Here is a 22,871-nt window from a genome sequence, read left to right as displayed (position 1 = left end):
GCTTCCGCTGCGGTCGTTGCCGCTGGGGTCCGTCGAGCGCGTCTTCGGCGCCTCGTCAGTCCCGGGGGAGCGGGCGCATGTCGGGGGCGACCTGGCGGCCCTGGGTGACCCGCACGATGGTGATCAGCCGGTCGGTCAGCTCCAGCGTCCCGACGGCCCGGTCGTCGTAACCGAGCACCCGGTGACCGCGCAGCACGCTCACCACCAGGTCGTCCACCTCCCTCGGCGTCTTGCCGACCTCGGCCTTTATGACCGGGCGTTCGACGATGTCGAGGCCCGTGCCCTGCTGGATGAGGTCCTCCATCACCATGCCGGCCGCGGGGCTGAGCACCGACAGACCGAGCAGCCGTCCGGCCGCGCTGGCGCTGGTGATGACCGCGTCGGCGCCGGACTGCTTCAGCAAGGGCGCGTTCTCCTCCTCGCGCACGGCGACCACGATCTTCGCGCCCCGGTTGAGCTGGCGCGCCGTCAGCGTCACGAGGACGGCGGTGTCGTCGCGTTGCGTCGCGATGATGATCTGCTTCGCCCGGTAGACCTCGGCCCGCTTCAGCACCTCGCTCCGGGTCGCGTCCCCGACCACGCCCGCGAAGCCGTCGGCCGCGGCGGCCTCGATCGCCTTGGCGCTGGGGTCGACCACCACGACCTGTTCCTTGCGCAGACCCGTCGCACAGACGGTCTTGATCGCCGAGCGGCCCTTGGTGCCGAACCCGACGACGACGGTGTGATCACGCAACGCGGACCTCCAGCGGTTCAGTCGCCACTCCTCCCGGGTGCGTTCGGTGAGGGCCTCGAGGGTGGTGCCGACCAGGATGATCAGGAACAGCACGCGCAACGGCGTGATGACGAAGATGTTGGTGAGCCGGGCCGCGTCGGTGACCGGGGTGATGTCGCCGTACCCGGTGGTGGAGAGGGTGACGGTGGCGTAGTAGAAGGCGTCGAGGAAGTCGACCGTCCCGTCCGCGTTGTCGGTGTAGCCGTCCCGGTCCAGGTACACGACCAGTGCCGTCACCACGAGGACCACCAGCGCCACGGACAACCGCTTGGCGACCTGGCGGATCGGGTGCTCGACGACCTTCCTCGGAAGCGTCACCCGATGGGTCACCAGGTGTTCGTCCGCCTGTCGGGCGATGGCGTCCTGGCCCGGAAGTTTCACGTGAAACACACCCCGATCCCACTGGACGCCCAGGGCAGGTCCAGCAGTTCCGTCTCCTCGTCCGGCCGGGCGCCCCCGGGCAGCACGACCGCGAGGGCGTCGGCCGCCGCGACACCACGCAGCATCGCCGGGCCGTTGTAGTGCAGCGGCACGGCGTGATCACCGCGCAGTACGACGGGAACCAGCCGGGTGTCGCGCGGATGGCTCTGCACCGTGCCCCGCAGCGGCATCGTGTACGGCTCGGGCGCGGGGCGCGCCGCGAGGGTGCGCAGCAGGGGTTCGGCGAGGGTGAGCAGCCCGGAGACGGCGGCGAGCGGGTTGCCGGGCAGCCCCACGAGGTGCTGGTGGTCGTGCACCCGGGCCAGCAGCATGGGGTGGCCGGGGCGTACACCGACCCCGTCCACGAGGAGTTCGGCACCGAGGCGGTGCAGCGTGGGGTGGACGTGGTCGACGGGTCCGGCGGCGGTGCCGCCGGTGGTGACGACGACCTCGGCGCCGGAGGTGGCGATCGCCTCGTGCAGGGCCTCCGCGTCGTCACCGATCCGCCGGACGGAGACGACGTCGGCTCCCAGCGCTCGCAGCCACGGCGGCAGCATCGGGCCGAGGGCGTCACGGATCAGACCGTCGTGCGGCAGTCCCCGGGTGAGCAGTTCGTCGCCGAGAACGAGGACCTCGGCACGCGGGCGGGGGACGACGGTGAGCGTGTCGTACCCGGCGGCCGAGGCGAGGCCGAGCACGGCCGGGGTCACCAGGGTGCCGACGGCCAGGAGCTGGTCGCCGCTGCGGCACTCCTGCCCGCGGGGCCGGATGTCCTGGCCCTGGGCGACCGTCCGGGGTCCGTGGGCCGTGTCGAGGTGCAGCCGTCCCGCGGCGTCGGTGCGGCCGTGCTCGCTGCGGAGCACCGCGGTGGTGTCCGGGGGGATGCGGGCGCCGGTGGCGATGCGGACGGCCTCGCCGTCGGTGAGCGGCGGGTGCGCGGCCCGGCCGGCCAGCACTCCCTCCTCCCGCACCTCCCACGGCCCCGGCCCCGCGACCGCCCAGCCGTCCATGGCCGAGGTGTCGAAGGACGGCAGGTCGGTGAGGGCCGTCAGCGGGGCGGCCAGGGTGAGGCCGAGCGCCGCGTCGAGCGTGACCGACACCGGGGCCCGCCGTCCGGCGCGGCCGGGGCGACCGGCGCGCTCGGCGACGGCGCGCGCCTCGGCCCAGGGGGTGGCGTGCGCACGGCGGTCGCGGTCAGCGGCCCCTTCGCCGGGCGCGGAGGCCCGGCCCGGCGCCGGAGCGGGGGTCCGCCCGGGAGGACGGGGGCCGGGGTTCTCGTTCACCAGGGCGAGCGCCTCCTCGACGTCGAGGTCGTCGGCGTCCTGGCTCCCCCGGGTGCGGTGCGCGGTCATGTCGCGTCCGGGCGGGCGCCGGGGCCGGCGTCGTCGGGCGCCGCCGCGGACGGGGCGTCGGCGGGTCCCGTGCCCCTGCTCCCCGCGGTGTTCCCGCCGGTGTTCCCGCCGGTGTTCCCGTCGGTGTCCTCCTCGGCCCAGCGGTTTGCCAGGGCCGCCGCCCTGCGGGCCGCTTCGGCGACGGTGTCCGGGTCACCGCCCGCGCGGGCCGCGGCGTATCCCACGAGGAAGGTGGTCAGCGGTGCCGCGGGCCGGGCCACGCCGTGGGCTGCGTCGCGGGCCAGGTCGAGCAGGAGGGTGGTGTCGACGTCCAGGTCGATGCCCAGCTCGTCCTTGACTGCGGTGATCCATTCGTCCAGCACGTGTCCATGCTCCCTGATGCGCGCTCTGGCGACGGCGATGTCGTCCCAGGTGTCGCAGTCGAAGGACGCCACCGGGTCGGAGAGTCGGGTGAGGTCGAGCTCGGCGGTCAGCCGGCGCAGCGGCAGCCCGGCGACGCCGCCGTGCCGGTCGAACAGTGCGGTCAGCGTGCGGCGCAGGGCGGCGGTCCGGTAGGCGGCCACGAGCGGCTGGTCCCGGCCGTCGCCGTCGGTCAGCACGACACCGTCGGCGGGGCCCGCGCACAGCTCCGTCACCAGCCGTTCCACGGTGTGCGTCCCGAGGAAGGGCAGGTCGGCCGAGAGCAGCACGGCCACGTCGGCGTCGCTGTACCCGAGTCCCGCGTGGAGGGCGGCGAGCGGGCCCCCGCCGGGCGGCTCCTCCCGAGCCCAGACGACGGGCCGTGCGGTGGGCCGGGGATCGGCCACCACCACGGTGGTACGGGCCCCGGCGCAGGCGCCGAGCACCCGGTCGATCAGGGGCCGCCCGCCCACGCGCACGCCGGGTTTGTCGGCACCCGACAGCCGGCGGGCGGCGCCGCCGGCGAGGACGAGCGCGTCGTACGGGGGGCGCGCCCGGGCCGGTGCGCGCCGTGCCTCGGAGCCGGGCCCGGCGCCGGGGTCACCAGGGAGCGGGAACTCGGTCACACCCCCGAGTATGCGCGGCCCCCGCGATCACCGGGAACGCGGGGGCGCGTGAACGACGGCGGTGTCCGGGCGTGTCAGGGCGTCCGGTGACACCGGCGCCGTCACAGGGTGCGCAGCAGCACCGCCGGTTGCTCCACACAGTCGGCCACGTAGCGCAGGAAGCCGCCGGCGGTTCCGCCGTCGCAGACCCGGTGGTCGAAGGTGAGCGACAGCTGGACGACCTGACGCACGGCCAGCTCACCCTCGTGCACCCACGGTTTCGGCACGATCCGGCCGACCCCGAGCATGGCCGCCTCCGGGTGATTGATGATCGGAGTGGAGCCGTCGACACCGAAGACGCCGTAGTTGTTCAGCGTGAAGGTGCCGCCGGTGAGGTCCGCCGGCGTGAGGGTGCCCGCTCGGGCCGCCTCGGTCAGCTGCGCGAACCGCTCCGTGAGCCCCTCCGCGTCCCGCGCGTGCGCGTCCCGGACCACGGGCACGACGAGCCCCCGGTCGGTCTGCGCGGCGAAGCCGAGGTGGACGGCCTCGTGCCGCACGATCTCGCGGGCCGCCGTGTCGACCGAGGAGTTCAGCTCCGGATAGCGGGCCAGGGCCGCGGTGCAGATCCGGGCCAGCAGCGCGAGCACGGAGATCTTCGGCCCGCCGGAGGCGTTCATCGCGGTGCGCGCCCGCATGAACTCCGTCGCGTCGGCGTCGACCCAGCAGGTGGCGTCCGGTATCTCGGAGCGGCTCCGCGTCAGCTTGTCGGCGACAGCGCCCCGGATGCCCTTGAGCGGCACCCGCGTGACACCGGCGCGGTCCCGCTCCGCCGGGGCCGGGGACGCGGGGACCGTCGCGGCGGCGCCCGGAACGGTGCCGTCCCGGCGGCCGGTCGCGGCGAGGTGTTCCGCGCCGTTCGTGCGGTCCGGCGCGGCGGCGACGCGCAGGGCGCCCTCCACGTCCGCCCGCAGGATCAGCCCGTCGGGTCCGGAACCGGTCAGGCGCCGCAGGTCCAGGCCGTTCTGCCGGGCCAGCCTGCGCACCAGCGGTGAGATCACGGGCACCGGCCCGTCCGCCCCACCGTCCGGACCCGAGGAGGCCGAGCGAGCCGAGGAGGCCGAGAGGGCCGAGGAGGCCGAGAGGGCCGAGGAGGCCGAGGGAGTCGAGCGAGCCGAGGGAGCCGTGGACGCGTGCGGCGTGCCGGAGGCGGGCGTCGCGTCGGCCGCGGCTGTCGCGGCTGTCGGGTTGTTCTCGTTCGCCGCGGCTGTGCGGTTGTTCTCGTTCGTCCCGTGGGGCGCCCTGGACAGCGGGCCCCCCTGGCGGACCCGGCGGCGCCGGGCGGGCGCCTCCGAGGTGCCGTAGCCGACCAGGACGTTGCCCGAGCCCTCACCCCGGGAGCCCTCGGCACGGGCGGCGCCGGCGGTGTCCGCCGCGCCCTTCGGACCGTCCCCGTCCGGCTCGCCGACCGCGACCGTCAGCAGCGGTGACCCGACGGGCAGTTCGGTCCCCTCCTCGCCGAAGCGGGCGGTCACCACCCCGCCGTAGGGGCAGGGCACCTCGACCATCGCCTTGGCCGTCTCGACCTCCACGACCGGCTGGTCGATCGCGACGACGTCACCGACCTCGACCAGCCAGCGCACGATCTCCGCCTCGGTGAGCCCTTCACCGAGGTCGGGCAGCTTGAACTCCAGGACCTGTGTCATCAGCTCTCGGCCTCCCACTGCAGGCGGCCCACCGCGTCCAGGATCCGGTCGACACCGGGCAGGTGGTGGCGCTCGAGCATCGGCGGCGGATAGGGCAGGTCGAACCCGGCCACGCGCAGCACCGGCGCCTCCAGGTGGTGGAAGCAGCGCTCGGTGACCCGCGCCGCGATCTCCCCGCCCGGGCCGCCGAAGCCGCCCGACTCGTGGACGACGACCGCGCGTCCGGTCCGGCGCACCGAGGCGCACACGGTCTCGTCGTCGAACGGCACCAGGGACCGCAGATCGACGACTTCGAGGTCCCATCCCTCGGCCCGGGCCGCCTCGGCGGCCTCCATGCAGACGGGGACCGACGGACCGTAGGTGATGAGGGTGGCGCTGCGGCCCGTGCGCCGCACCACGGCACGGCCGATGGGCTCCACGGGCGCCGGCTCGTCGGCGTTCCAGGTGTCCTTCGACCAGTACAGGCGCTTGGGCTCCAGGAACACCACCGGGTCGTCGGAGGCGATGGAGGCGCGCAGCAGCCCGTAGGCGTCCGCGACGGTCGCGGGCGTGACGACATGGAGCCCCGGAGTCGCCATGTAGTACGCCTCGGACGAGTCGCTGTGGTGCTCGACGCCGCCGATGCCGCCCCCGTAGGGGACGCGGATGGTGATCGGCAGGGGCATGGCACCGCGGGTGCGGTTGCGCGTCTTCGCCACGTGCGACAGCAGTTGCTCGAACGCCGGGTAGGCGAACGCGTCGAACTGCATCTCGACGACGGGGCGCAGCCCGTACATCGCCATGCCGACGGCCGTGCCCAGGATGCCGGCCTCGGCCAGCGGGGTGTCCGTGCAGCGGTCGTCACCGAACTCCTTGGCGAGGCCGTCCGTGATGCGGAAGACGCCGCCGAGGGTGCCGACGTCCTCGCCCAGGACGTGCACGGTCGGGTCGGCGGCCATGGAGTCGCGCAGCGCACGGGTGAGCGCCTGCGCCATGGTGGCCGGCTTGACGGCGACGGTGGTCATCGGTGCGTCCCTTCCGACTCGGCCTCGGCCTCCAGCTCGGCCCGCAACTGCTCCCGCTGCTCGAGCAGCTGCGGCGTGGGCTCCGCGTAGACGTGGCTGAACAGGTCCATGGGGTCGAGCACGGCGTCCCGGTTCATGCGTTCGCGCAGGTCGGCGGCGAGCGTCTCGGCGTCCCGGCGGGCGGTCTCGATGCCGTCCTCGTCGAGCAGACCGCGCTCGGTGAGCTCCCGCTCCAGCAGCACCACGGGGTCGTGCCCCTTCCAGGTCTCCACCTCGGCGTCGCCCCGGTAGCGAGTCGCGTCGTCCGCGTTGGTGTGCGCCTCCATGCGGTACGTGATGGCCTCGACCAGCGTGGGGCCGCCCCCCTCGCGGGCTCTGCGGACGGCGTCGGACAGGACCTCGTGCACGGCGGCGGCGTCGTTGCCGTCGACCAGGCGGCCGGGCATGCCGTAGCCGACGGCCTTGTGAGCGAGGGAGGGTGCCGCGGTCTGCTTGTCGAGCGGCACGGAGATCGCGAAGCCGTTGTTCTGGACGAGGAAGACGACCGGGGCCTGCCAGACGGCGGCGAAGTTGAGCGCCTCGTGGAAGTCGCCCTCGCTGGTGCCGCCGTCGCCGACCATGGCCAGCGCGACCACGTCGTCGCCCTTGAGCCGGGCGGCGTGCGCGAGACCGACCGCGTGCGGCAGCTGGGTGGCCAGCGGCGTGCTGAGCGGGGCCACCCGGTGCTCGTAGGGGTCGTAACCGGTGTGCCAGTCGCCGCGCAGCAGGGTGAGCGCCTCGACCGGGTCCACCCCGCGGGCCACGACGGCGAGCGTGTCGCGGTAGCTGGGGAAGAGCCAGTCCTGGTCCCGCAGGACGAGGGCGGCGGCGACCTCGCACGCCTCCTGACCGGTGCTGGACGGGTAGACCGCCAGACGGCCCTGCTTGGTGAGGGCAGTCGCCTGCGCGTTGTAGCGGCGGCCCTTCACCAGCTCCCCGTACAGCCGGCGCAGCAGCTCCGGGTCCGCCTTCGCGGCCGCCCCGGTGCCGAGCACCCGGTACGGCTCCGCGTCCGGCAACAGCGGCGCGGGATCCGTACGGGGCTGCCAGGTGGGCGGCGGAGTCGGCCGGTAGGCGCCCCGCTGCTCCATGACCGTCATGACGCACCTCCTGGTGGGAGCGGCTCAAGGAGGCGCAGCGTCTGTGACGCGCCTCACCAACCGATTGTTCGGTCGTCGGCACATTTTGGCTACAGGTGGCGCCAGGCTGTGGACAAACGGTTCTCCACAGCCTGAGATGGATGCAGTACGTCCATCGTGGAGAGGCGGGGGCGGGTGTCGTCTGAACAAATGGCCGAAGGATCGGAGCCCGTCGCACCCCCGCGGCCCGCCCGCCCCCTCGACGACGTCGATCAGGACATCCTGCGCATGCTCCAGGTGGACGGCCGTGCGTCCATACGGTCGGTCGCCGAGCGGGTCCACGTGTCACGGGCGAACGCCTACGCCCGGATCAACCGTCTCGTGGAGGACGGTGTCATCCGCGGTTTCGGGGCCCGCGTGGACCACGAGCGGGCCGGGCACGGGACGTCCGCGTACATCACCCTGAAGATCGTGCAGAACTCCTGGCGCACGGTCCGCGAGCAGCTCAGGCAACTCCCGGGCGCCTCGCACATCGCCCTGGTCGGCGGGGACTTCGACGTCCTGCTGCTGGTGCACACGCCGGACAACCGGACCCTGCGCGAGCTGGTGCTCACCCGCCTGCAGGCGATCCCGGAGGTGCTCAGCACGCGCACGCTGCTGGTCTTCGAGGAGGAGGACCTGGAGCCGCAGGGCTGAGGGTGGCTGAGCTGCGGGGCCGGAACCGGAGGGCCGCGGGCCGGAAGCCCGTCGCCCTCGGCGCCCGGCGCCCGGTGCCCGGCGCACCACGCTCAGGGACCCGTCGTCTCCGGCCTGCCTGGACCCGCCTTCCTGACGACGTCTTCCTGACAACGTTCTTGCTGAAGCCGCCTCCCTGAACACCTGGCTGGTCAGGGGCGGTTCGCAGCCCACTCCGGAAGCCCGCTCGGAGGGCCCGACCGCTCAGGGTCCGCTCAGAGGGGTCCTCTCGAAGGGCTGGCTCAGGCGCCCGCTCAGGTCGCCCTGCGCAGACCGCCGAAGGCGAGCCGGACCACCGCGTCGGCGACCTCGCGCTCGCTCGACCCGCGGCCGTCGGGCCGGTACCACTCGACGATCGAGTTGATCATCCCGAAGACCAGCCGGGTCACGAGCCGCCCGTCTATGTCGCCCCGCACGTCCCCGTCGTCCGCGGCCGCCTCGAGCAGCGCGGCAACCCGGTGGTCGAACTCGCGCCGCCGGTCCAGGGCCCAGCGCTCGGTGTCGGTGTTGCCGCGCACCCTGAGCAGCAGGGTCACGTAGGGCAGTTCCGCCGTGAGCACCTCCACCATGCGGCGCACGACGTGCTCCAGACGCTCGGCCGCCCGCCCCTCCCGCGCCGCCTCCTCGTCGAGGATGCCGAAGAGCCCGTCCAGCGCGCGGCTCACCGCACGGCGCAGCAGCTCCTCCTTGCCGGACACGTGGTGGTAGATCGACGACTTGGAGATCCCGGCGGCCTTGGACAGGTGCTCCATGGAGGTGCCGTCGTAGCCGCGCTCGATGAACACCTGGACGGCCACGGACAGCAGCGTCTCCGGGGTGTAGGTGTCGCGCCGGGCGGTGGTCATGGGGTGCTCTCCCGCTTCTCGGTGGCGTGCGCGTGCCGGCGGAGCGCCGACGAGGGCGCGTACCGGCCTGACGGGTCGCGCTCGTGCAGCGTCGCCAGGAGGGCGCGGGCCCAGTCGTGGCCGAGGCGGCGGCTCCACTCGAAGGGGCCGAGGGGGTAGTTCACGCCGAGGCGCATCGCGGTGTCGATGTCCTCCTCCGTGGCCACTTCGCGGGCGGCGGCGTCGTACGCGAGGTCGATGATCCGCGCCACCGTCCGCGCGACGATCATGCCGGGCACGTCCCCGATGACGCTGACCTGCTTGCCGAGCGCCTGGAACAGGCCGGTGGCCTCGGCGACCGTCCGGGCGGGAGTGGTGTCCCGGCACGCGGACAGGGCGATCCGGGTGGCCGTGCGGTAGTCCAGGGCGAGGTCGAAGTGGACCGTGTCGCCGAGTTCCACGGACGTCCGCCCGTCGGCGAGGGCCAGCCGGCCGCCCCCCGGCAGCACCAGCCCCCGGCCGCCCCCGGCCGCCGCGCCCGCGCCCGCACGCACCTCGATGCCCGCCCCACGGATCAGGTCGAGCAGTTCTGAGGCCGGACCCAGGTCACCGTCGACCACCACGTGGGCGGGGGCGGGTTCCGGGGCGGCGGTGTGCGGCTCGGGGTGCGGTGCGTCGTCCCGGTGGTCGTACCAGCCCCGGCCGCTCTTACGGCCCAGGCGGCCGGACTCGACCAGGCGGCGCTGGGCGAGGGAGGGGGTGAAGCGCACGTCCCCGAAGAACGACTCCCACACCGAACGGGTGACGGACTCATTGACGTCCTGACCGATCAGGTCGGTCAGCTCGAAGGCCCCCATCCGGAAGCCGCCGGACCCGCGCAGCACCGCGTCGACGGTGGCCGGGTCGGCCCCCCGCTCCTCGTACACCGCGAACGCCTCCGCGTAGAAGGGGCGGGCGATCCGGTTGACGATGAACCCGGGGGTGTCCGCGCAGGCGACCGGGGTCTTGCCCCAGGCGCGGGCGGTCTCGTGCGCGCGCTCGGCGCAGGCGGGGTCGGTGGCGAACCCGGAGACGACCTCGACGAGCGGCAGCAGCGGGGCCGGGTTGAAGAAGTGCAGGCCCACGAACCGGCCGGGGACGCGCAGCGCACCGCCGACGGCCGTGACCGACAGGGAGGAGGTGTTGGTGGCGAGCAGACAGTCGTCGGAGACGATGCCCTCCAACGCCGTGAACAGCTCCTGCTTGACGTCGAGCCGTTCCAGGACGGCCTCGACGACCAGGGCGCAGTCCGCGAGGTCGGCGAGGTCGTCGGCGGGCAGCAGCCGGGCGCGGGCCGCGTCCCGGTCCGCGGCGCTCAGCCGCTCCTTGGCCACCAGACGGTCGAGCCGAGCGCCGATCGCGTCGGCGGCCTCCCGGGCCCGGCCGGGGACGGCGTCGTACAGTCGCACCGGATGGCCCGCGACCAGCGCGACCTGGGCGATTCCCCGGCCCATGGTGCCGGTGCCGACCACGGCCACGGGACTGCTGAGGTCGAGTGCTGTCATGGGCGCGATCCTCCCGCACGGCGTTTTCCACAGATGCGGCGGACCCCCTTGTCCCGACCGATCGTTCGGTTACTCTAACTCTGACCGCCCGTCCCCGCCCATGTTTCTGCCCACGTACTGCCCAGGTCCATGAGCTCGCCGAAGAGTTCCTGAGACGAGGAGTTGGTCCCCATGGCCGCCGAACTCACCGCGCACCAGCTGATCACCCGGCACCGGCCCACCCTGGACGGGGCCCTGGAAGCGATCCGCACGCGCGCGTACTGGTCCCCGCACCCGGAGCACCCCAAGGCGTACGGGGAGAACGGCAGCCTGGACCTGGCGGCGGGCAAGGCCGCCTTCGACGCCCTGCTCGGCACCCGCCTGGATCTCGGTCAGCCCGGCACCGACGGCTGGGTGGACGGCGAGGTCTCCCCGTACGGCCTCGACCTGGGCGTGAGTTACCCGCACGCCGACCTGGACGAGTTGCTGCCGGCCATGAAGGCGGGGATGCGGGCCTGGCGCGACGCCGGCGCGGAGCTGCGCGCGGTGGTCTGCCTGGAGATCCTCAAGCGCATCAGCGACCGGTCGCACGAGTTCGCCCACGCGGTCATGCACACCTCGGGGCAGGCCTTCCTGATGGCCTTCCAGGCGGGCGGCCCGCACGCACAGGACCGCGGGCTGGAGGCGGTGGCCTACGCCTATGTGGAGCAGGTGCGCACGCCCGACACGGCGGAGTGGACCAAGCCGCAGGGCAAGCGCGACCCGCTCGCGCTCACCAAGACGTTCACGCCGGTCCCGCGCGGCATCGGCCTGGTCATCGGCTGCAACACCTTCCCCACGTGGAACGGCTACCCCGGCCTGTTCGCCTCCCTGGCCACGGGCAACGCGGTCCTGGTCAAGCCGCACCCGCGTGCCGTACTGCCGCTGGCGCTCACCGTGCAGGTCGCGCGCCAGGTGCTCACCGAGGCGGGCTTCGACCCGAACCTGGTGGCGCTGGCCGCCGAACGGCCCGGCGAGGGCATCGCCAAGACCCTGGCCACCCGCCCGGAGATCCGGATCATCGACTACACCGGTTCCACCGAGTTCGGCGACTGGCTCGAGGCCAACGCCCGCCAGGCGCAGGTGTACACCGAGAAGGCCGGCGTCAACACGGTCGTCATCGAGTCCACCGACGACTACAAGGGGATGCTGTCCAACCTGGCGTTCTCGCTGTCCCTGTACAGCGGCCAGATGTGCACCACCCCGCAGAACCTGCTGATCCCCCGCGACGGCATCACCACGGACGTGGGCCCGAAGACCTTCGACGAGGTCGCGGCGGACCTGGCGAAGGCGGTCGACGGCCTGCTCGGCGACGACACCCGCGCCAACGCCCTGCTCGGGGCGATCGTCAACCCGGACGTCAAGGCGCGACTGGAGGCCGCGGCCGGGCTCGGGGAGGTCGTCCTGGCCTCCCGCGAGATCACCCACCCGGAGTTCCCGGGCGCGGTGGTGCGCACACCGGTGATCGTGAAGCTGGACGGCTCGAAGCCGGACGCCGAGTCGGCCTACATGAGCGAGTGCTTCGGCCCGGTCTCCTTCGCCGTCGCGGTCGACTCCGCCACGGACGCGGCCGAACTCCTGCGGCGCACCGTCCGTGAGAAGGGCGCCATGACGGTCGGCGCGTACACCACCTCCCCGGAGGTCGAGGAGAGCGTGCGCGAGGTCTGCCTGGAGGAGGCCGCCCAGCTGTCCCTCAACCTGACCGGCGGGGTGTACGTGAACCAGACGGCCGCCTTCTCCGACTTCCACGGCTCCGGCGGCAACCCCGCGGCCAACGCCGCGCTGACCGACGGCGCCTTCGTGGCCAACCGCTTCCGGGTGGTCGAGGTACGCCGGGAGGCGTAGGAGGGATAGGAAGGACCGGGACACCGCGTCGCGGGCGGGGCGGATGGCCGGGCTGTCCGTGAGCGCGGCGGATGGCCGGACCGTCCGTGAGCGCGGCGGAATGCGGGCCGGCGGAAGGCGGGCCGCAGTCGTCGCGGCGTCATGCGGGGACGGGGCAGCCCGCACCGCGGTGCGTCCTGGCGGTGCGGGCTCGCGGTGCGCCACCGCAGTGCGCCACCGCAGGGCGCCAACGGTCGAGGGCCTCAGGCGGGAGCGCCCCCGGTGGCGCTCCAGTGGTACAGCGCCATGGCCACGCTGGTCGCCAGGTTGTAGCTGGAGACCTGGGGCCGCATCGGCAGCGCGACCAGTTGGTCCGCCCGTGCGCGCAGCTCGGGCGAGAGCCCGCTGCGCTCGGACCCGAAGGCGAGCAGCGCGTCATCGGGCAACGTCGTCCCGCGGATGTCCCGTCCCTCGGGGTCGAGCGCGAACACCGGCCCGGCGGGCAGTTCGTCGACGGTCAGTCGCTGCACGGTGGTGGCGAAGTGCAGCCCGGCCCCGCCGCGCACCACGGTGGGGTGCCAGGGGTCCAGCGTGCCGGTCGTGACCACCCCGGTCGCACCGAACCCGGCGGCCAGCCGGATCACCGCGCCGGTGTTCCCCAGGTTGCGCGGCTGGTCCAGCACCACGATCGGGGCGGTGCGCGGAACGCGCGCCAGCGCCTCCACCCGGCCCGCGCGGGAGGGCCGGACGGCGAGTGCGGCGACCGCGGTGGGGTGCGGCCGGGTCACGACGGAGGCGTACGTCTCGTAGGGAACCTCGGTGAGCAGCGTCCCCAGGGCCCGGTGCACATCAGGCGCCAGTTCGTCGGCGAGGGCGAGCGCGGCGCCCAGGTCCGCGGTGACCGCCACCCGGACCTCCGCGCCGAAGCGCACGGCGTGCTTGAGCGCGTGGAATCCGTCGAGCAGCACCACGTCCGAGGACTCCGCCAGGCGACGCCAGAGGGTCATGGCGTCAGACACGGAGGCGGGCACGGGTGCGGGTGCGGGCACGGGTGCGGAAGCGGAGACAGCGGTCGCAGGCGTAACGGTGGGGGCCTGGGCAGCGTCGAAGGCGTTCGCCGCGTCCGACGGGGAGCCGGTGTCGGGGCTGCGGCCGGGCGCCGTACCGGGGTTCGGCGCGGACGCGGAGGAGCGGGTACGGCAGCCGTCGTCGGACGCGGGGGAGCCGGTGGGGCGGCTGTCGTCGGACGAGGAGGAGCCGGTGGGGCGGCTGTCGTCGGACGAGGAGGAGCCGGTGGGGCGGCTGTCGTCGGACGAGGAGGAGCCGGTGGGGCGGCTGTCGTCGGGGGCGGGGGCGGTCATGAGGTGCAGCCTATGTGCGCTTATGGGGACCGTCGCCGGGTGCGGGGGACGGCATCACCGGACCTGGTCCGGGTGCGTTGCCGCCCGCCGGGACGGCGCCCGGCCCGGGGCGGCGGGTGCCCGGCACGGTGCGCTGCCCGAGACCGGGGTCGGGGTCAGGGTCGGGGTCGGTGGCGCCCCGGGCGCCTGCACCCGCCTGGGCACCGGCCTCGCCGAGGGCGGCCGACAGCGCTGCGCCCCGGCTGCCGTCGGTACGACCGGGCCGCCATCGCATGCGGCGTGCCCGTGCCGCCGCGTTGCCCAGCCGGCGCAGGAAGGAGGTCGGCAGGAAGACGGAGTCGGCCGCGATCATCGCCAGCGAGAAGAAGGGCAACCCCAGGATCACCGCGATCGCCGCGTGCTCAGCGATCATGACAGCCAGCAGGACGTTCTTGACCCGCCGGTTGAGCAGCGTGAACGGGAAGGCCACCTGCACGGCCACCGTCCCGTACGTCACCAGCATCACCAGGGTGCCGCTGGACGCGAGCAGGTCACCGAGCGCGGGCCAGGGCGAGAAGTACTCGAGCTGCAACGGGTAGTACACGGCGGTGCCGTCCTGCCAGCGCGAGCCCTGGACCTTGTACCAGCCCGCCGTGGCGTAGATCAGGCACGCCTCGACCATGATCACGAGCAGCGCGCCGTTGTGCACGATGTTCGCCATCACGTCGAGCAGGACCCGTGGCTGTCCGGGCTCCCCCCGGCGGCCGGTCAGCCACCAGAGCCCCTGGGCCACCCACACGGTCCACAGCAGCACGGGGACGAACAGCTCACCGTCCATCCACCCTGCGAGCGTCACCACGAGCAGCAGGAACCCGAGCACGCTCCACAGGACGGGCCCGACCCGGTCCCGGTGCCGTGGCGCCGCGCCTCGTGACCCTTCCCCGGCGGCCCGGCGGGCCCGCCGGGCGTCCAGCGACCACACCTGTCCACAGCGCGTGAACACCAGGTAGATGGCCATCAGGTGCAGCACGTTGTCGCCACCGTCGCCCATGAAGACGCTGCGGTTCTGCAGGGACAGCACGCCCACCATGAACAGCACCGACATGGTGCGGGTGCGCCAGCCCAACAGGAGCAGCACGCTCCACAGCACCGCGAGCACATAGAAGATCTCGAACCAGCCCTGCCCGTCCGACCAGAGCAGGGCGGTGAAGGCACCGTTCGTAGCGACGAGCTGCTGGGCCAGGTCCCAGGCCCACGGGCTGTCGGGCCCGTACAGCTCCTGCCGGTGCGGGAACTCACGGAGCAGGAACAGCAGCCAGGTGACGCCGAGGCCGATGCGCAGGACGGCCGTCTGGTACGGGCCGAGAGCGGCGTCGGTCACGCGCACGATGCCGGAGGAGAGCGCCAGCGAGAAGCGGTTCACCCGATGCCTCCCTGCGCCTCGTCCTCGGGCACCGGCCACCAGGGCAGTGTGCGGTCCACCGGGTCGGTGGACACCTGCTCCCGGCTCCACTCGGGCGGCGGCACGTTGGTGGTGCGCGACCTGACCTGCACACGGTCGACGACTCCACCGGCGCCGACCGCGTCCGCCCGGTCGAGCCGCATCACGACGATGCGACGGAGGTAGGACTCCGACAGTGCGCCCCGTCCGCCCACCGGACGGTTCTTCTCGTCGTGCGTGGCCACGAAGAAGTCCCAGGCACGGCGCAGCTCGTTCTGCTGGGTGTGGCTGGGCAGCAGGTTGCCGTCGATGGCCCGCCCGTCCTCGGCGGACAGGTCGTACCAGCGGGTCGTACGCACGCCGCCGTCCGCGGTGAGCACGTCGGCCCGCGCCTGGAGGGAGATGTTCTGCTGCAACGGGTTGGGGGCGAACAACTTCCAGTTCTGCTCGAACTCCGGGTAGATCCACCGCTGGATCGCGTCACCGTGCTTCTTGCTCACGGTGTTGGCCGGAGCGACGTGCAGGAACGTCATCCCCAGGTGCACGCACACACCGGCGGCCACGACGGCGAGCACGAGCGCGGCACCGATCCGGTACGGCAGCGAGAGCGCGGCCACGCCTGAGCGGGGTCGGCCCGGTTCACCGGAACCCACAGCAGCCGACGCGACGGCACCACCGGGCACGGTGGATCCGGTCGACCCCGTCGACCCGGTCGACCCGGTCGCCCCGGCCGCCCCGGTCGCCCCGGCGGGCGCGCCAGGGTCAGGGCCAGGGGCGACAGGCCCGACAGGCCCGGCGGACCCGGGGGACCGGGCGGGTGACACGGGCCCCGCGGCCCCGGAGACGTTCGCGGAGACGTTCCCGGACACGGCCTCGGGCTCGGGCTCGGGCTCGGGCTCGGGCTCATCGGCGGGCAGCCGAGGTTCCTGCTCGGTCGAGGGCCGAGGCACCCGGGGCCACGCCGTACGGCCGGCGTCACCCCGCGACGCGGCCGGGGCAGGGCCCCTCGGCGCAGGACCCCTCGGCGAGGCGGGACCGGTCGGCGAGGCGGGACCGGTCGGGGAAGCGGAGGAATCGGCGGAGCCGGTTCCGGTGGCCTCCGTGCGCTCCAGCGGATCCGGGCCGCTCGGCTCCGTCGGCCGCCCGTGCCGGGCCGAGGAACCGTCGTCGTACGCGTCCATTCCGCCCCGTTCCACGCTTCATGTCCCAAGCCCCGCTCCGCCGTGCGCGGGTCCGGTCGTCCCCGCGCACCGCCGCCACCTCGCGGTCCTCGCGGTGCCTCGCGGCCCACCACAGTGCGCCGGACGGAACGGTACTCAGCACGGGTAGCACTGGCACAGCCCCGGCGGGCTCCGGTTGCCGTGGCCGTCACCACATCCGCACATCGCAGGACGGGCCGACCGCGGACCGTGCGCATACCGGATGGCGGGCGACCGAAGGACCGGGAAGCCGGACGCGAATGCCGGCAGCCGGCACGCACACCTGCGACGCCACGAAGACGGGCAGACGCGTGAGGACGGGCAGATCCGCAAAGGCGGGCAGACGCGCGGAAACAAGGAGAGGGGCGGAAACAAGGAGAGGGGCGCGGAGACGGGGAGACCGCCCAGCGAACGGGAAGCACGGACGCCGAACGAGTCCGCACAGCGGACGAATGCACACGGCAGGCCGGAGCCGCACAGCGAACGGAACCGCCCGCTGAACGAGCGCGCACCGCGAACGGAGCCGGCCTCCGAACGAGTGCGACAGCGAACGGATCCGCACAGCAGACCGGGCCGCACCGCGGAAGGGCACGGCACACGGCACACGACGGCTCGTGGATGTCCGATGCGCCGCCCGCCCGGATGTCCGCGAGCGGGTTGTCCACAGCGGTTGACACCTCGCGACGGCCGTCTCACCATGGAATCGCACGAACCGAACGATCGGTCGGGAGCGCCTCCGGAGCGGGAGCGGAGGCCGGGACCGCCGAGCAGTCAGGTCAGGAACCAGGTCGAGGGGGACCCATGGCGACAGCAGCCGCCCGCGATACGACGCGGGGCCCGGTGGACGACGCGATCGACGGCGCCGACGGCACCACCGAGTTCCAGCGCGTCTTCGACGCTGCGGTCGCCGCCGAGGAACGGATCGAACCGCGCGACTGGATGCCGGACGCCTATCGGGCCACCCTCGTGCGGCAGATCGCCCAGCACGCCCACTCCGAGATCATCGGCATGCAGCCGGAGGCCAACTGGATCACGCGGGCGCCCTCACTGCGCCGCAAGGCCATCCTGATGGCCAAGGTGCAGGACGAGGCGGGGCACGGCCTGTACCTCTACAGCGCCGCCGAGACCCTGGGCACCAGCCGCGACGAACTCCTCGACAAGCTGCACTCCGGTCGCCAGAAGTACTCCTCGATCTTCAACTACCCGACGTTGACCTGGGCGGACGTCGGCGCGATCGGCTGGCTGGTCGACGGCGCCGCGATCACCAATCAGGTCCCCCTGTGCCGCTGCTCCTACGGCCCCTACGCCCGCGCGATGGTCCGCATCTGCAAGGAGGAGTCCTTCCACCAGCGGCAGGGCTACGAGCTGCTGCTCGCCCTGAGCAAGGGCACCCCGGAACAGCACGCCATGGCCCAGGACGCCGTGGACCGCTGGTGGTGGCCGTCGCTGATGATGTTCGGCCCGCCCGACGACGAGTCACAGCACTCCGCGCAGTCGATGGCCTGGAAGATCAAGCGGCACTCCAACGACGAACTGCGCCAGCGCTTCGTCGACATCTGCGTCCCCCAGGCCGAGTCCCTCGGGCTCACCCTCCCCGACCCTGACCTGCGGTGGAACGAGGAACGGGGGCACTACGACTTCGGCGCGATCGACTGGTCCGAGTTCTGGGACGTCCTCAAGGGCAACGGCCCGTGCAACGAGCAGCGGTTGTCCCAGCGCCGGACGGCCCACGAAGAGGGCGCCTGGGTCCGGGAGGCGGCAGCGGCCTACGCCGCCAAGCGCACCGCGACGCCCACGGCAGGCGCCACCACCGCGGCAGCCGGCACCGCTGCCACGACGGGGGCGACGACGCCCGCAGTGGCCGGCGCCCCCAGCGAGAACCGCGAGAACACCCACAGCGAGACAGGCACGTACAGCGAGACAGGAGCGGCCCGCGCATGACGACCCACACCGACTGGCCCCTGTGGGAGGTCTTCGTGCGTTCACGCCGGGGCCTGTCCCACACCCACGCCGGAAGCCTGCACGCACCGGACGCGGAGTTCGCCCTGCGCAACGCCCGTGATCTGTACACCCGGCGCGGCGAGGGCGTCTCCCTCTGGGTCGTACCGTCCTCGGCGATCACCGCTTCCTCGCCCGACGAGAAGGACCCCTTCTTCGAGCCCGCCGCCGACAAGGCCTACCGGCACCCCACCTTCTACGACATCCCCGAGGGGGTGCAGCACCTGTGACCACCACACCGGCGAAGGACGCCCCTCCCCCGCAGGACACCGCACCCGCGGCGGACACCTCCGTCACGGCGGCGGCCCTGGCCCTCGGTGACGACGCCCTGGTGCTGTCCCACCGGCTGGGCGAGTGGGCCGGTCACGCCCCCGTGCTGGAGGAGGAGGTCGCCCTCGCCAACATCGCGCTGGACCTGCTCGGCCAGGCCCGGATCCTGCTGTCGATGGCCGGGGACGAGGACGAGCTGGCGTATCTCCGTGAGGAGCGGGCCTTCCGCAACCTCCAGCTGGTGGAGCAGCCCAACGGCGACTTCGCCCACACCATCGCCCGCCAGCTGTACTTCTCCACCTACCAGCACCAGCTGTACGCCGAGCTGGCCTCCGGTGACGGCCCGTTCGCCCCGCTGGCCGCCAAGGCCGTCAAGGAGACGGCCTACCACCGCGACCACGCCGAGCAGTGGACCCTGCGCCTGGGCGACGGCACCGAGGAGAGCCACGGGCGGATGCAGCGGGCGGTGGACGCGCTGTGGCGGTACACCGGCGAGATGTTCCGCCCGGTCGACGGGCTCGACGCCGACCCGGCCGCCCTGGAACCCGTCTGGCTGGAACAGATCGGCACAACCCTGGAACGGGCCACGCTCACGGTTCCGTCCACGCCCCGCAGCGGCGCCTGGACGGCCGGCGCGGGCCGGCAGGGCCTCCACACCGAGCCGTTCGGCCGCATGCTCGCCGAGATGCAGCACCTGCACCGCAGCCACCCGGGGGCGACATGGTGACCGTCACGCCCCTGGAGGCGGAGCTGCTGGAGATCGCCGGTTCGGTGCCCGACCCGGAACTCCCCGTGCTGACCCTGCGCGAACTGGGCGTGGTGCGCGCGGTGCACGCCCGGGAAGCGGACACCGTCGAGGTGGAACTGACCCCGACGTACACCGGCTGCCCGGCCATCGAGGCCATGTCCCTGGACATAGAGCGGGCGCTGCGCGATCACGGGGTCCGGAAGGTGACGGTCCGCACCGTGCTCGCGCCCGCCTGGTCGACGGACGACATAACCGACGAGGGCCGGCGCAAGCTGCGCGAGTTCGGCATCGCCCCACCGCGCGTGCGGGGGGCGTCCGGACCGGTCCGCGTGGAGATCGGCCGGACCCGCAGCCGCGCCTCCCGGCCCACGGAAGCTTCGGACGGTGCCGCCGAGGAACCGCTGGCGGCCATCCGCTGCCCGCACTGCGGGTCGGCCGACACCGAGCTACTCAGCCGCTTCTCCTCCACCGCGTGCAAGGCGCTGCGCCGCTGCCTGGCCTGCCGCGAGCCGTTCGACCACTTCAAGGAGCTGTGATGGCCCGCTTCCACAAGCTCCGGGTGGCCGCGGTCGACCGCCTCACCGACGATTCCGTCGCCCTCACCCTCGCCGTCCCCCCGGACCTGCGCGAGGCGTACCGGTACGTCCCCGGCCAGCACCTGGCCGTGCGGCGCATCGCCGACGGCGAGGAGATCCGGCGTACGTACTCCATCTCCTCCCCCGCGCCCGACGGCCGGGCCCCGGACACCCTGAGAGTGGGCGTGCGGCTCGTCGAGGGCGGCGCCTTCTCGACGTACGCGCTCAAGGAGATCGACATCGGGGACGAGCTGGAGGTGATGACTCCGGCGGGCCGCTTCACGCTGCCGCCCGCACCCGGGCTGTACGCGGCGGTCGTCGGCGGCAGTGGCATCACGCCGGTGCTGTCGATCGTCTCGACCCTGCTGGAGCGCGAGCCTCGTGCCCGGTTCTGCCTGATACGCAGTGACCGGACCTCCGCCTCGACCATGTTCCTCGAGGAGGTCGCCGACCTGAAGGACCGCCATCCCGAGCGGTTCCAGTTGGTCACGGTGCTCTCCCGGGAGGAGCAGCAGGCGGGGCTGCCGTCCGGACGGCTCGACCGGGAGCGGCTGACCGCGCTGCTGCCGGCCCTGCTTCCCGTGGACCGGGTGGACGGCTGGTTCCTGTGCGGCCCGTACGGACTGGTCGACGGCGCCGACCGGGCGCTGCGCGCCCTCGGCGTCGACCGGTCCCGCGTGCACCAGGAGATCTTCCACGTGGACGCCGCTCCGGTACCCGCGGGCAGCCGGGGCACGGCTCCGGCCCACACCACCGTCACCGCCCGGCTCGACGGACGCGGCGGCTCCTGGCCCGCGCAGGACGGCGAGTCCCTGCTGGACACGGTCCTGCGGAACCGTCCGGACGCCCCCTACGCGTGCAAGGGCGGCGTGTGCGGGACCTGCCGCGCCTTCCTCGTCACGGGCGAGGTGCGGATGGACCGCAACTACGCGCTGGAGGCGGAGGAGACCGAGGCGGGCTACGTCCTGGCCTGCCAGTCGCGCGCGGTGACGGAGCGGGTCGAGCTGGACTTCGACAGGTAACCGCGTCCCCGTCGAGCACGCGGCTCCGCCCAGCTGCATTCGGCACGGCACGGCACGGGGTGAACGGCCAGGTGGAGGAGTCGGCCGGCAGGTGGATCCGGCAGAGGGATCCGGCAGGTGGAGGTCGGCAGGTGGGGAACGGCAGATGGGGGACGGAGGGCTCGCGCAGCGGAAGCAGGGGGCGCGGAGAGGCTGAAAACCCAGAGAAGCTGAGGCCCCGGAAAGGCGGAGGCTCCCGACACGGGGTCCCGGAGAGGCGGGACTCCCGTCTGCCGGAAGGTGTGGCGTACGGCACGGACACCCGCAAGACGGGACGGACACCCGCCGGACGGGACGCGACGGGGCGACGGTCGACCGCCGGTGTAACGCCGGAGGTCACCCCTCCGCGGCTCCCACGGCCGTCTCCCTCTCCCCGCCTCGCAGCGCCCCCGACGGTCCTCGCCCGACCGCGGCTACCGATGCTCAGTCGCCCCGGCGAGTGGCGTCGAACCTGTACCGGGACGCGTGCCGGGGACGTCGGGGCTGGAGCCGCGCCGCGGCTGCCGGTCGTCGAGACCGTCACACGGACTGCGGCTGCTCGACCCCCGCCCGGACCGTGGTTACAGCACGTGCCCCGGAGCGCCGCCGTCGGCCACGACGGGACGTCCGCTGTGCTCCCACGCCTGCATGCCGCCGTCGACGTTCACCGCGTCGATCCCCTGCTGGGCCAGATACATCGTGACCTGCGCCGACCGGGCGCCCGAGCGGCAGATGACGTGCACCCGCCCGTCCTGCGGGGCCGCCTCGGTCAGGTCACCGAAACGGGCGACGAACTCACTGATGGGGATGTGCAGCGCACCTTCGGCGTGACCGGCCTTCCACTCGTCGTCCTCGCGGACGTCCAGCAGGAAGTCGCCGTCCTTGAGGTCCGCGACCCCGACCGTGGGTACACCAGCTCCAAAACTCATGTCCCCGACGCTACCGGACCGACCGGGCGCACAGCTCAGGCCAGCAGCGCGGCCAGCTCCGCCTCACGTGCGGCGAGCTGCGTGCGCAACTGCTCCGCGATCTCGTCCAGCAGGCCGTCCGGGTCGTCGGGCGCCAGCCGGAGCATGCCGCCGATGGCACTGTCCTCCAGCTCCTTGGCCAGCACCGTGAGCATTTCCTTCCTCTGGGCCAGCCATTCCAGCCGGGCGTAGAGCTCCTCCGCCGGGCTCGCGACCCGCTCCTGCTGCGGTCCGGCCGCCCACTCCTCGGCCAGCGCACGCAGTTCCGAGGCGTCGCCGCGGGCGTAGGCGGCGTTGACGCGGGTGATGAACTCCTCGCGGCGACGGCGTTCCGCCTCCTCCTGGGCGAGGTCCGGGTGAGCCTTGCGGGCGAGGTCCCGGTACAGCTTCCGGGCCTCCTCCCCGGGGCGTACCCGCTGCGGGGGGCGGACCTGCTGGTCGGTGAGCATCGCGACGGCCTCGGGGAAGAGCCCGTCGCTGTCCATCCAGCCGTTCAGCAGTTCCTCGACGCCGGGGATGGGAGCCATCTGGGCCCGGGCCTCGTCCGCACGGCGCCGGTCGTCGGGGTCGCCGCTGCGTTCGGCCTTCGCCTCCAGGATCCGGACGTCCAGTTCCTCGAGCCGGGCGTACATCGGGCCGAGCTTCTGTTCGTGCAGCCGGGAGAAGTTCTCCACCTCGACGCGGAAGCTCTCCACGGCGATCTCGAACTCGATCAACGCCTGCTCGGCGGCCCGTACGGCCTGCTCCAGCCGCTCCTCGGGCCGGCGCGCGCCGCCATCCGTCGGCTCCCGCCGTGCGTCGGCGTCGCCACCCTGATCACCTTGCGAGGTCGTCACCCGGACAGCGTAGGGCACCCACCGGGCCCGCGCCGTCCGCGCCGTCCGTCCCTGTGAGGTCCGCCCGGGGACGGACGCCGCCTCCCGGGCACCTCTGGTACCTCCCGGACACCTCACGGACCTCCCCGGCACCCTTCG

At 73.4% G+C, this 22,871-nt stretch carries 20 protein-coding genes; 7 read left to right on the top strand and 13 right to left on the bottom strand.

Translation table 11 applies throughout. The annotated features are described in order from the left end of the window. Window positions 1–55: 55 nt before the first annotated feature. From AB0F01_RS14220 to pdhA, 6 genes are all read right to left on the bottom strand, one after another. Window positions 56–1,153 (bottom strand): potassium channel family protein, encoded by a 1,098-nt coding sequence (locus AB0F01_RS14220; RefSeq protein WP_362094186.1) that lies wholly within the window; start codon window positions 1,151–1,153, stop codon window positions 56–58. Continuing rightward, entirely contained in the window at window positions 1,150–2,544 is a 1,395-nt protein-coding gene (locus AB0F01_RS14215; RefSeq protein WP_362094184.1) for a molybdopterin molybdotransferase MoeA, read from the bottom strand. Before AB0F01_RS14215 ends, AB0F01_RS14220 begins: the two co-directional genes overlap by 4 nt. Beyond that, window positions 2,541–3,569 (bottom strand): NTP transferase domain-containing protein, encoded by a 1,029-nt coding sequence (locus tag AB0F01_RS14210; RefSeq protein WP_362094181.1) that lies wholly within the window; start codon window positions 3,567–3,569, stop codon window positions 2,541–2,543. The genes AB0F01_RS14215 and AB0F01_RS14210 overlap by 4 nt, the downstream gene beginning before the upstream one ends. A gap of 101 nt (window positions 3,570–3,670) precedes the next feature. Continuing rightward, window positions 3,671–5,251: a dihydrolipoamide acetyltransferase family protein gene (locus tag AB0F01_RS14205; protein ID WP_362094178.1), complete on the bottom strand. Its 1,581-nt coding sequence runs from the start codon at window positions 5,249–5,251 to the stop codon at window positions 3,671–3,673. Beyond that, window positions 5,251–6,255, bottom strand: a complete 1,005-nt coding sequence (locus AB0F01_RS14200) for an alpha-ketoacid dehydrogenase subunit beta (protein WP_362094175.1) — start codon at window positions 6,253–6,255, stop codon at window positions 5,251–5,253. Before AB0F01_RS14200 ends, AB0F01_RS14205 begins: the two co-directional genes overlap by 1 nt. Next, a complete protein-coding gene (gene pdhA / locus AB0F01_RS14195) occupies window positions 6,252–7,394 on the bottom strand; it encodes a pyruvate dehydrogenase (acetyl-transferring) E1 component subunit alpha (protein ID WP_362094173.1) in 1,143 nt (380 codons plus the stop codon). Before pdhA ends, AB0F01_RS14200 begins: the two co-directional genes overlap by 4 nt. Window positions 7,395–7,583: 189 nt before the next feature. Between pdhA and AB0F01_RS14190 the strand changes: the two genes are divergently transcribed. Continuing rightward, the gene (locus AB0F01_RS14190; RefSeq protein ID WP_362094170.1) at window positions 7,584–8,069 is read left to right on the top strand and encodes an Lrp/AsnC family transcriptional regulator; all 486 of its coding nucleotides are present in this window, start codon (window positions 7,584–7,586) and stop codon (window positions 8,067–8,069) included. Between the two features lie 293 nt (window positions 8,070–8,362). On the opposite strand, the gene AB0F01_RS14185 is transcribed toward AB0F01_RS14190, so the two are convergent. Together AB0F01_RS14185 and AB0F01_RS14180 are read right to left on the bottom strand one after the other, a co-directional pair. Continuing rightward, on the bottom strand, window positions 8,363–8,953 hold the full coding sequence (locus tag AB0F01_RS14185) for a TetR/AcrR family transcriptional regulator (protein ID WP_362094167.1): 591 nt from the start codon (window positions 8,951–8,953) through the stop codon (window positions 8,363–8,365). Continuing rightward, the gene (locus tag AB0F01_RS14180) at window positions 8,950–10,476 is read right to left on the bottom strand and encodes a 3-hydroxyacyl-CoA dehydrogenase (protein ID WP_362094164.1); all 1,527 of its coding nucleotides are present in this window, start codon (window positions 10,474–10,476) and stop codon (window positions 8,950–8,952) included. The genes AB0F01_RS14185 and AB0F01_RS14180 overlap by 4 nt, the downstream gene beginning before the upstream one ends. A gap of 171 nt (window positions 10,477–10,647) precedes the next feature. Here AB0F01_RS14180 and paaN point away from each other — a divergent pair, with 171 nt between their 5' ends. Then, window positions 10,648–12,339: a phenylacetic acid degradation protein PaaN gene (paaN, locus tag AB0F01_RS14175; protein ID WP_362094161.1), complete on the top strand. Its 1,692-nt coding sequence runs from the start codon at window positions 10,648–10,650 to the stop codon at window positions 12,337–12,339. Between the two features lie 242 nt (window positions 12,340–12,581). On the opposite strand, the gene AB0F01_RS14170 is transcribed toward paaN, so the two are convergent. The 3 genes from AB0F01_RS14170 to AB0F01_RS14160 all read right to left on the bottom strand — a co-directional run bounded on the left by AB0F01_RS14170 (window position 12,582) and on the right by AB0F01_RS14160 (window position 15,968). Next, a complete protein-coding gene (locus AB0F01_RS14170) occupies window positions 12,582–13,325 on the bottom strand; it encodes a TrmH family RNA methyltransferase (RefSeq protein WP_362094428.1) in 744 nt (247 codons plus the stop codon). 364 nt (window positions 13,326–13,689) lie between these two features. Further along, on the bottom strand, window positions 13,690–15,081 hold the full coding sequence (locus tag AB0F01_RS14165) for an HTTM domain-containing protein (RefSeq protein WP_362094159.1): 1,392 nt from the start codon (window positions 15,079–15,081) through the stop codon (window positions 13,690–13,692). Continuing rightward, window positions 15,078–15,968, bottom strand: coding sequence for a DUF5819 family protein (locus AB0F01_RS14160; RefSeq protein ID WP_362094425.1), 891 nt, complete (start codon window positions 15,966–15,968; stop codon window positions 15,078–15,080). The genes AB0F01_RS14165 and AB0F01_RS14160 overlap by 4 nt, the downstream gene beginning before the upstream one ends. 1,131 nt (window positions 15,969–17,099) lie before the next feature. Here AB0F01_RS14160 and paaA point away from each other — a divergent pair. The 5 genes from paaA to AB0F01_RS14135 all read left to right on the top strand — a co-directional run bounded on the left by paaA (window position 17,100) and on the right by AB0F01_RS14135 (window position 20,911). Further along, window positions 17,100–18,239: a 1,2-phenylacetyl-CoA epoxidase subunit PaaA gene (gene paaA, locus AB0F01_RS14155; RefSeq protein ID WP_362094157.1), complete on the top strand. Its 1,140-nt coding sequence runs from the start codon at window positions 17,100–17,102 to the stop codon at window positions 18,237–18,239. Further along, window positions 18,236–18,526 carry a 1,2-phenylacetyl-CoA epoxidase subunit PaaB gene (paaB, locus tag AB0F01_RS14150; RefSeq protein WP_362094155.1) on the top strand — a complete coding sequence of 97 codons (291 nt, stop codon included), beginning with the start codon at window positions 18,236–18,238 and terminating at the stop codon, window positions 18,524–18,526. The genes paaA and paaB overlap by 4 nt, the downstream gene beginning before the upstream one ends. A gap of 77 nt (window positions 18,527–18,603) precedes the next feature. Next, the gene (gene paaC / locus AB0F01_RS14145) at window positions 18,604–19,293 is read left to right on the top strand and encodes a 1,2-phenylacetyl-CoA epoxidase subunit PaaC (RefSeq protein WP_362094422.1); all 690 of its coding nucleotides are present in this window, start codon (window positions 18,604–18,606) and stop codon (window positions 19,291–19,293) included. After that, window positions 19,287–19,850 (top strand): 1,2-phenylacetyl-CoA epoxidase subunit PaaD, encoded by a 564-nt coding sequence (gene paaD / locus AB0F01_RS14140; protein WP_362094153.1) that lies wholly within the window; start codon window positions 19,287–19,289, stop codon window positions 19,848–19,850. Before paaC ends, paaD begins: the two co-directional genes overlap by 7 nt. Then, window positions 19,850–20,911: a 2Fe-2S iron-sulfur cluster-binding protein gene (locus AB0F01_RS14135; RefSeq protein ID WP_362094151.1), complete on the top strand. Its 1,062-nt coding sequence runs from the start codon at window positions 19,850–19,852 to the stop codon at window positions 20,909–20,911. The genes paaD and AB0F01_RS14135 overlap by 1 nt, the downstream gene beginning before the upstream one ends. A 599-nt stretch (window positions 20,912–21,510) precedes the next feature. Here AB0F01_RS14135 and AB0F01_RS14130 read toward each other — a convergent pair. Together AB0F01_RS14130 and AB0F01_RS14125 are read right to left on the bottom strand one after the other, a co-directional pair. Continuing rightward, window positions 21,511–21,858 carry a rhodanese-like domain-containing protein gene (locus AB0F01_RS14130; protein ID WP_362094148.1) on the bottom strand — a complete coding sequence of 116 codons (348 nt, stop codon included), beginning with the start codon at window positions 21,856–21,858 and terminating at the stop codon, window positions 21,511–21,513. A 35-nt stretch (window positions 21,859–21,893) separates the two neighbouring features. Further along, window positions 21,894–22,733, bottom strand: a complete 840-nt coding sequence (locus AB0F01_RS14125; protein ID WP_362094145.1) for a hypothetical protein — start codon at window positions 22,731–22,733, stop codon at window positions 21,894–21,896. Between the last annotated feature and the right edge of the window lie 138 nt (window positions 22,734–22,871).

Source organism: Streptomyces sp. NPDC029526, assembly GCF_040637405.1.
GTDB lineage: Bacteria > Actinomycetota > Actinomycetes > Streptomycetales > Streptomycetaceae > Streptomyces.
This window is presented reverse-complemented; position numbering and strand designations above follow the sequence as displayed.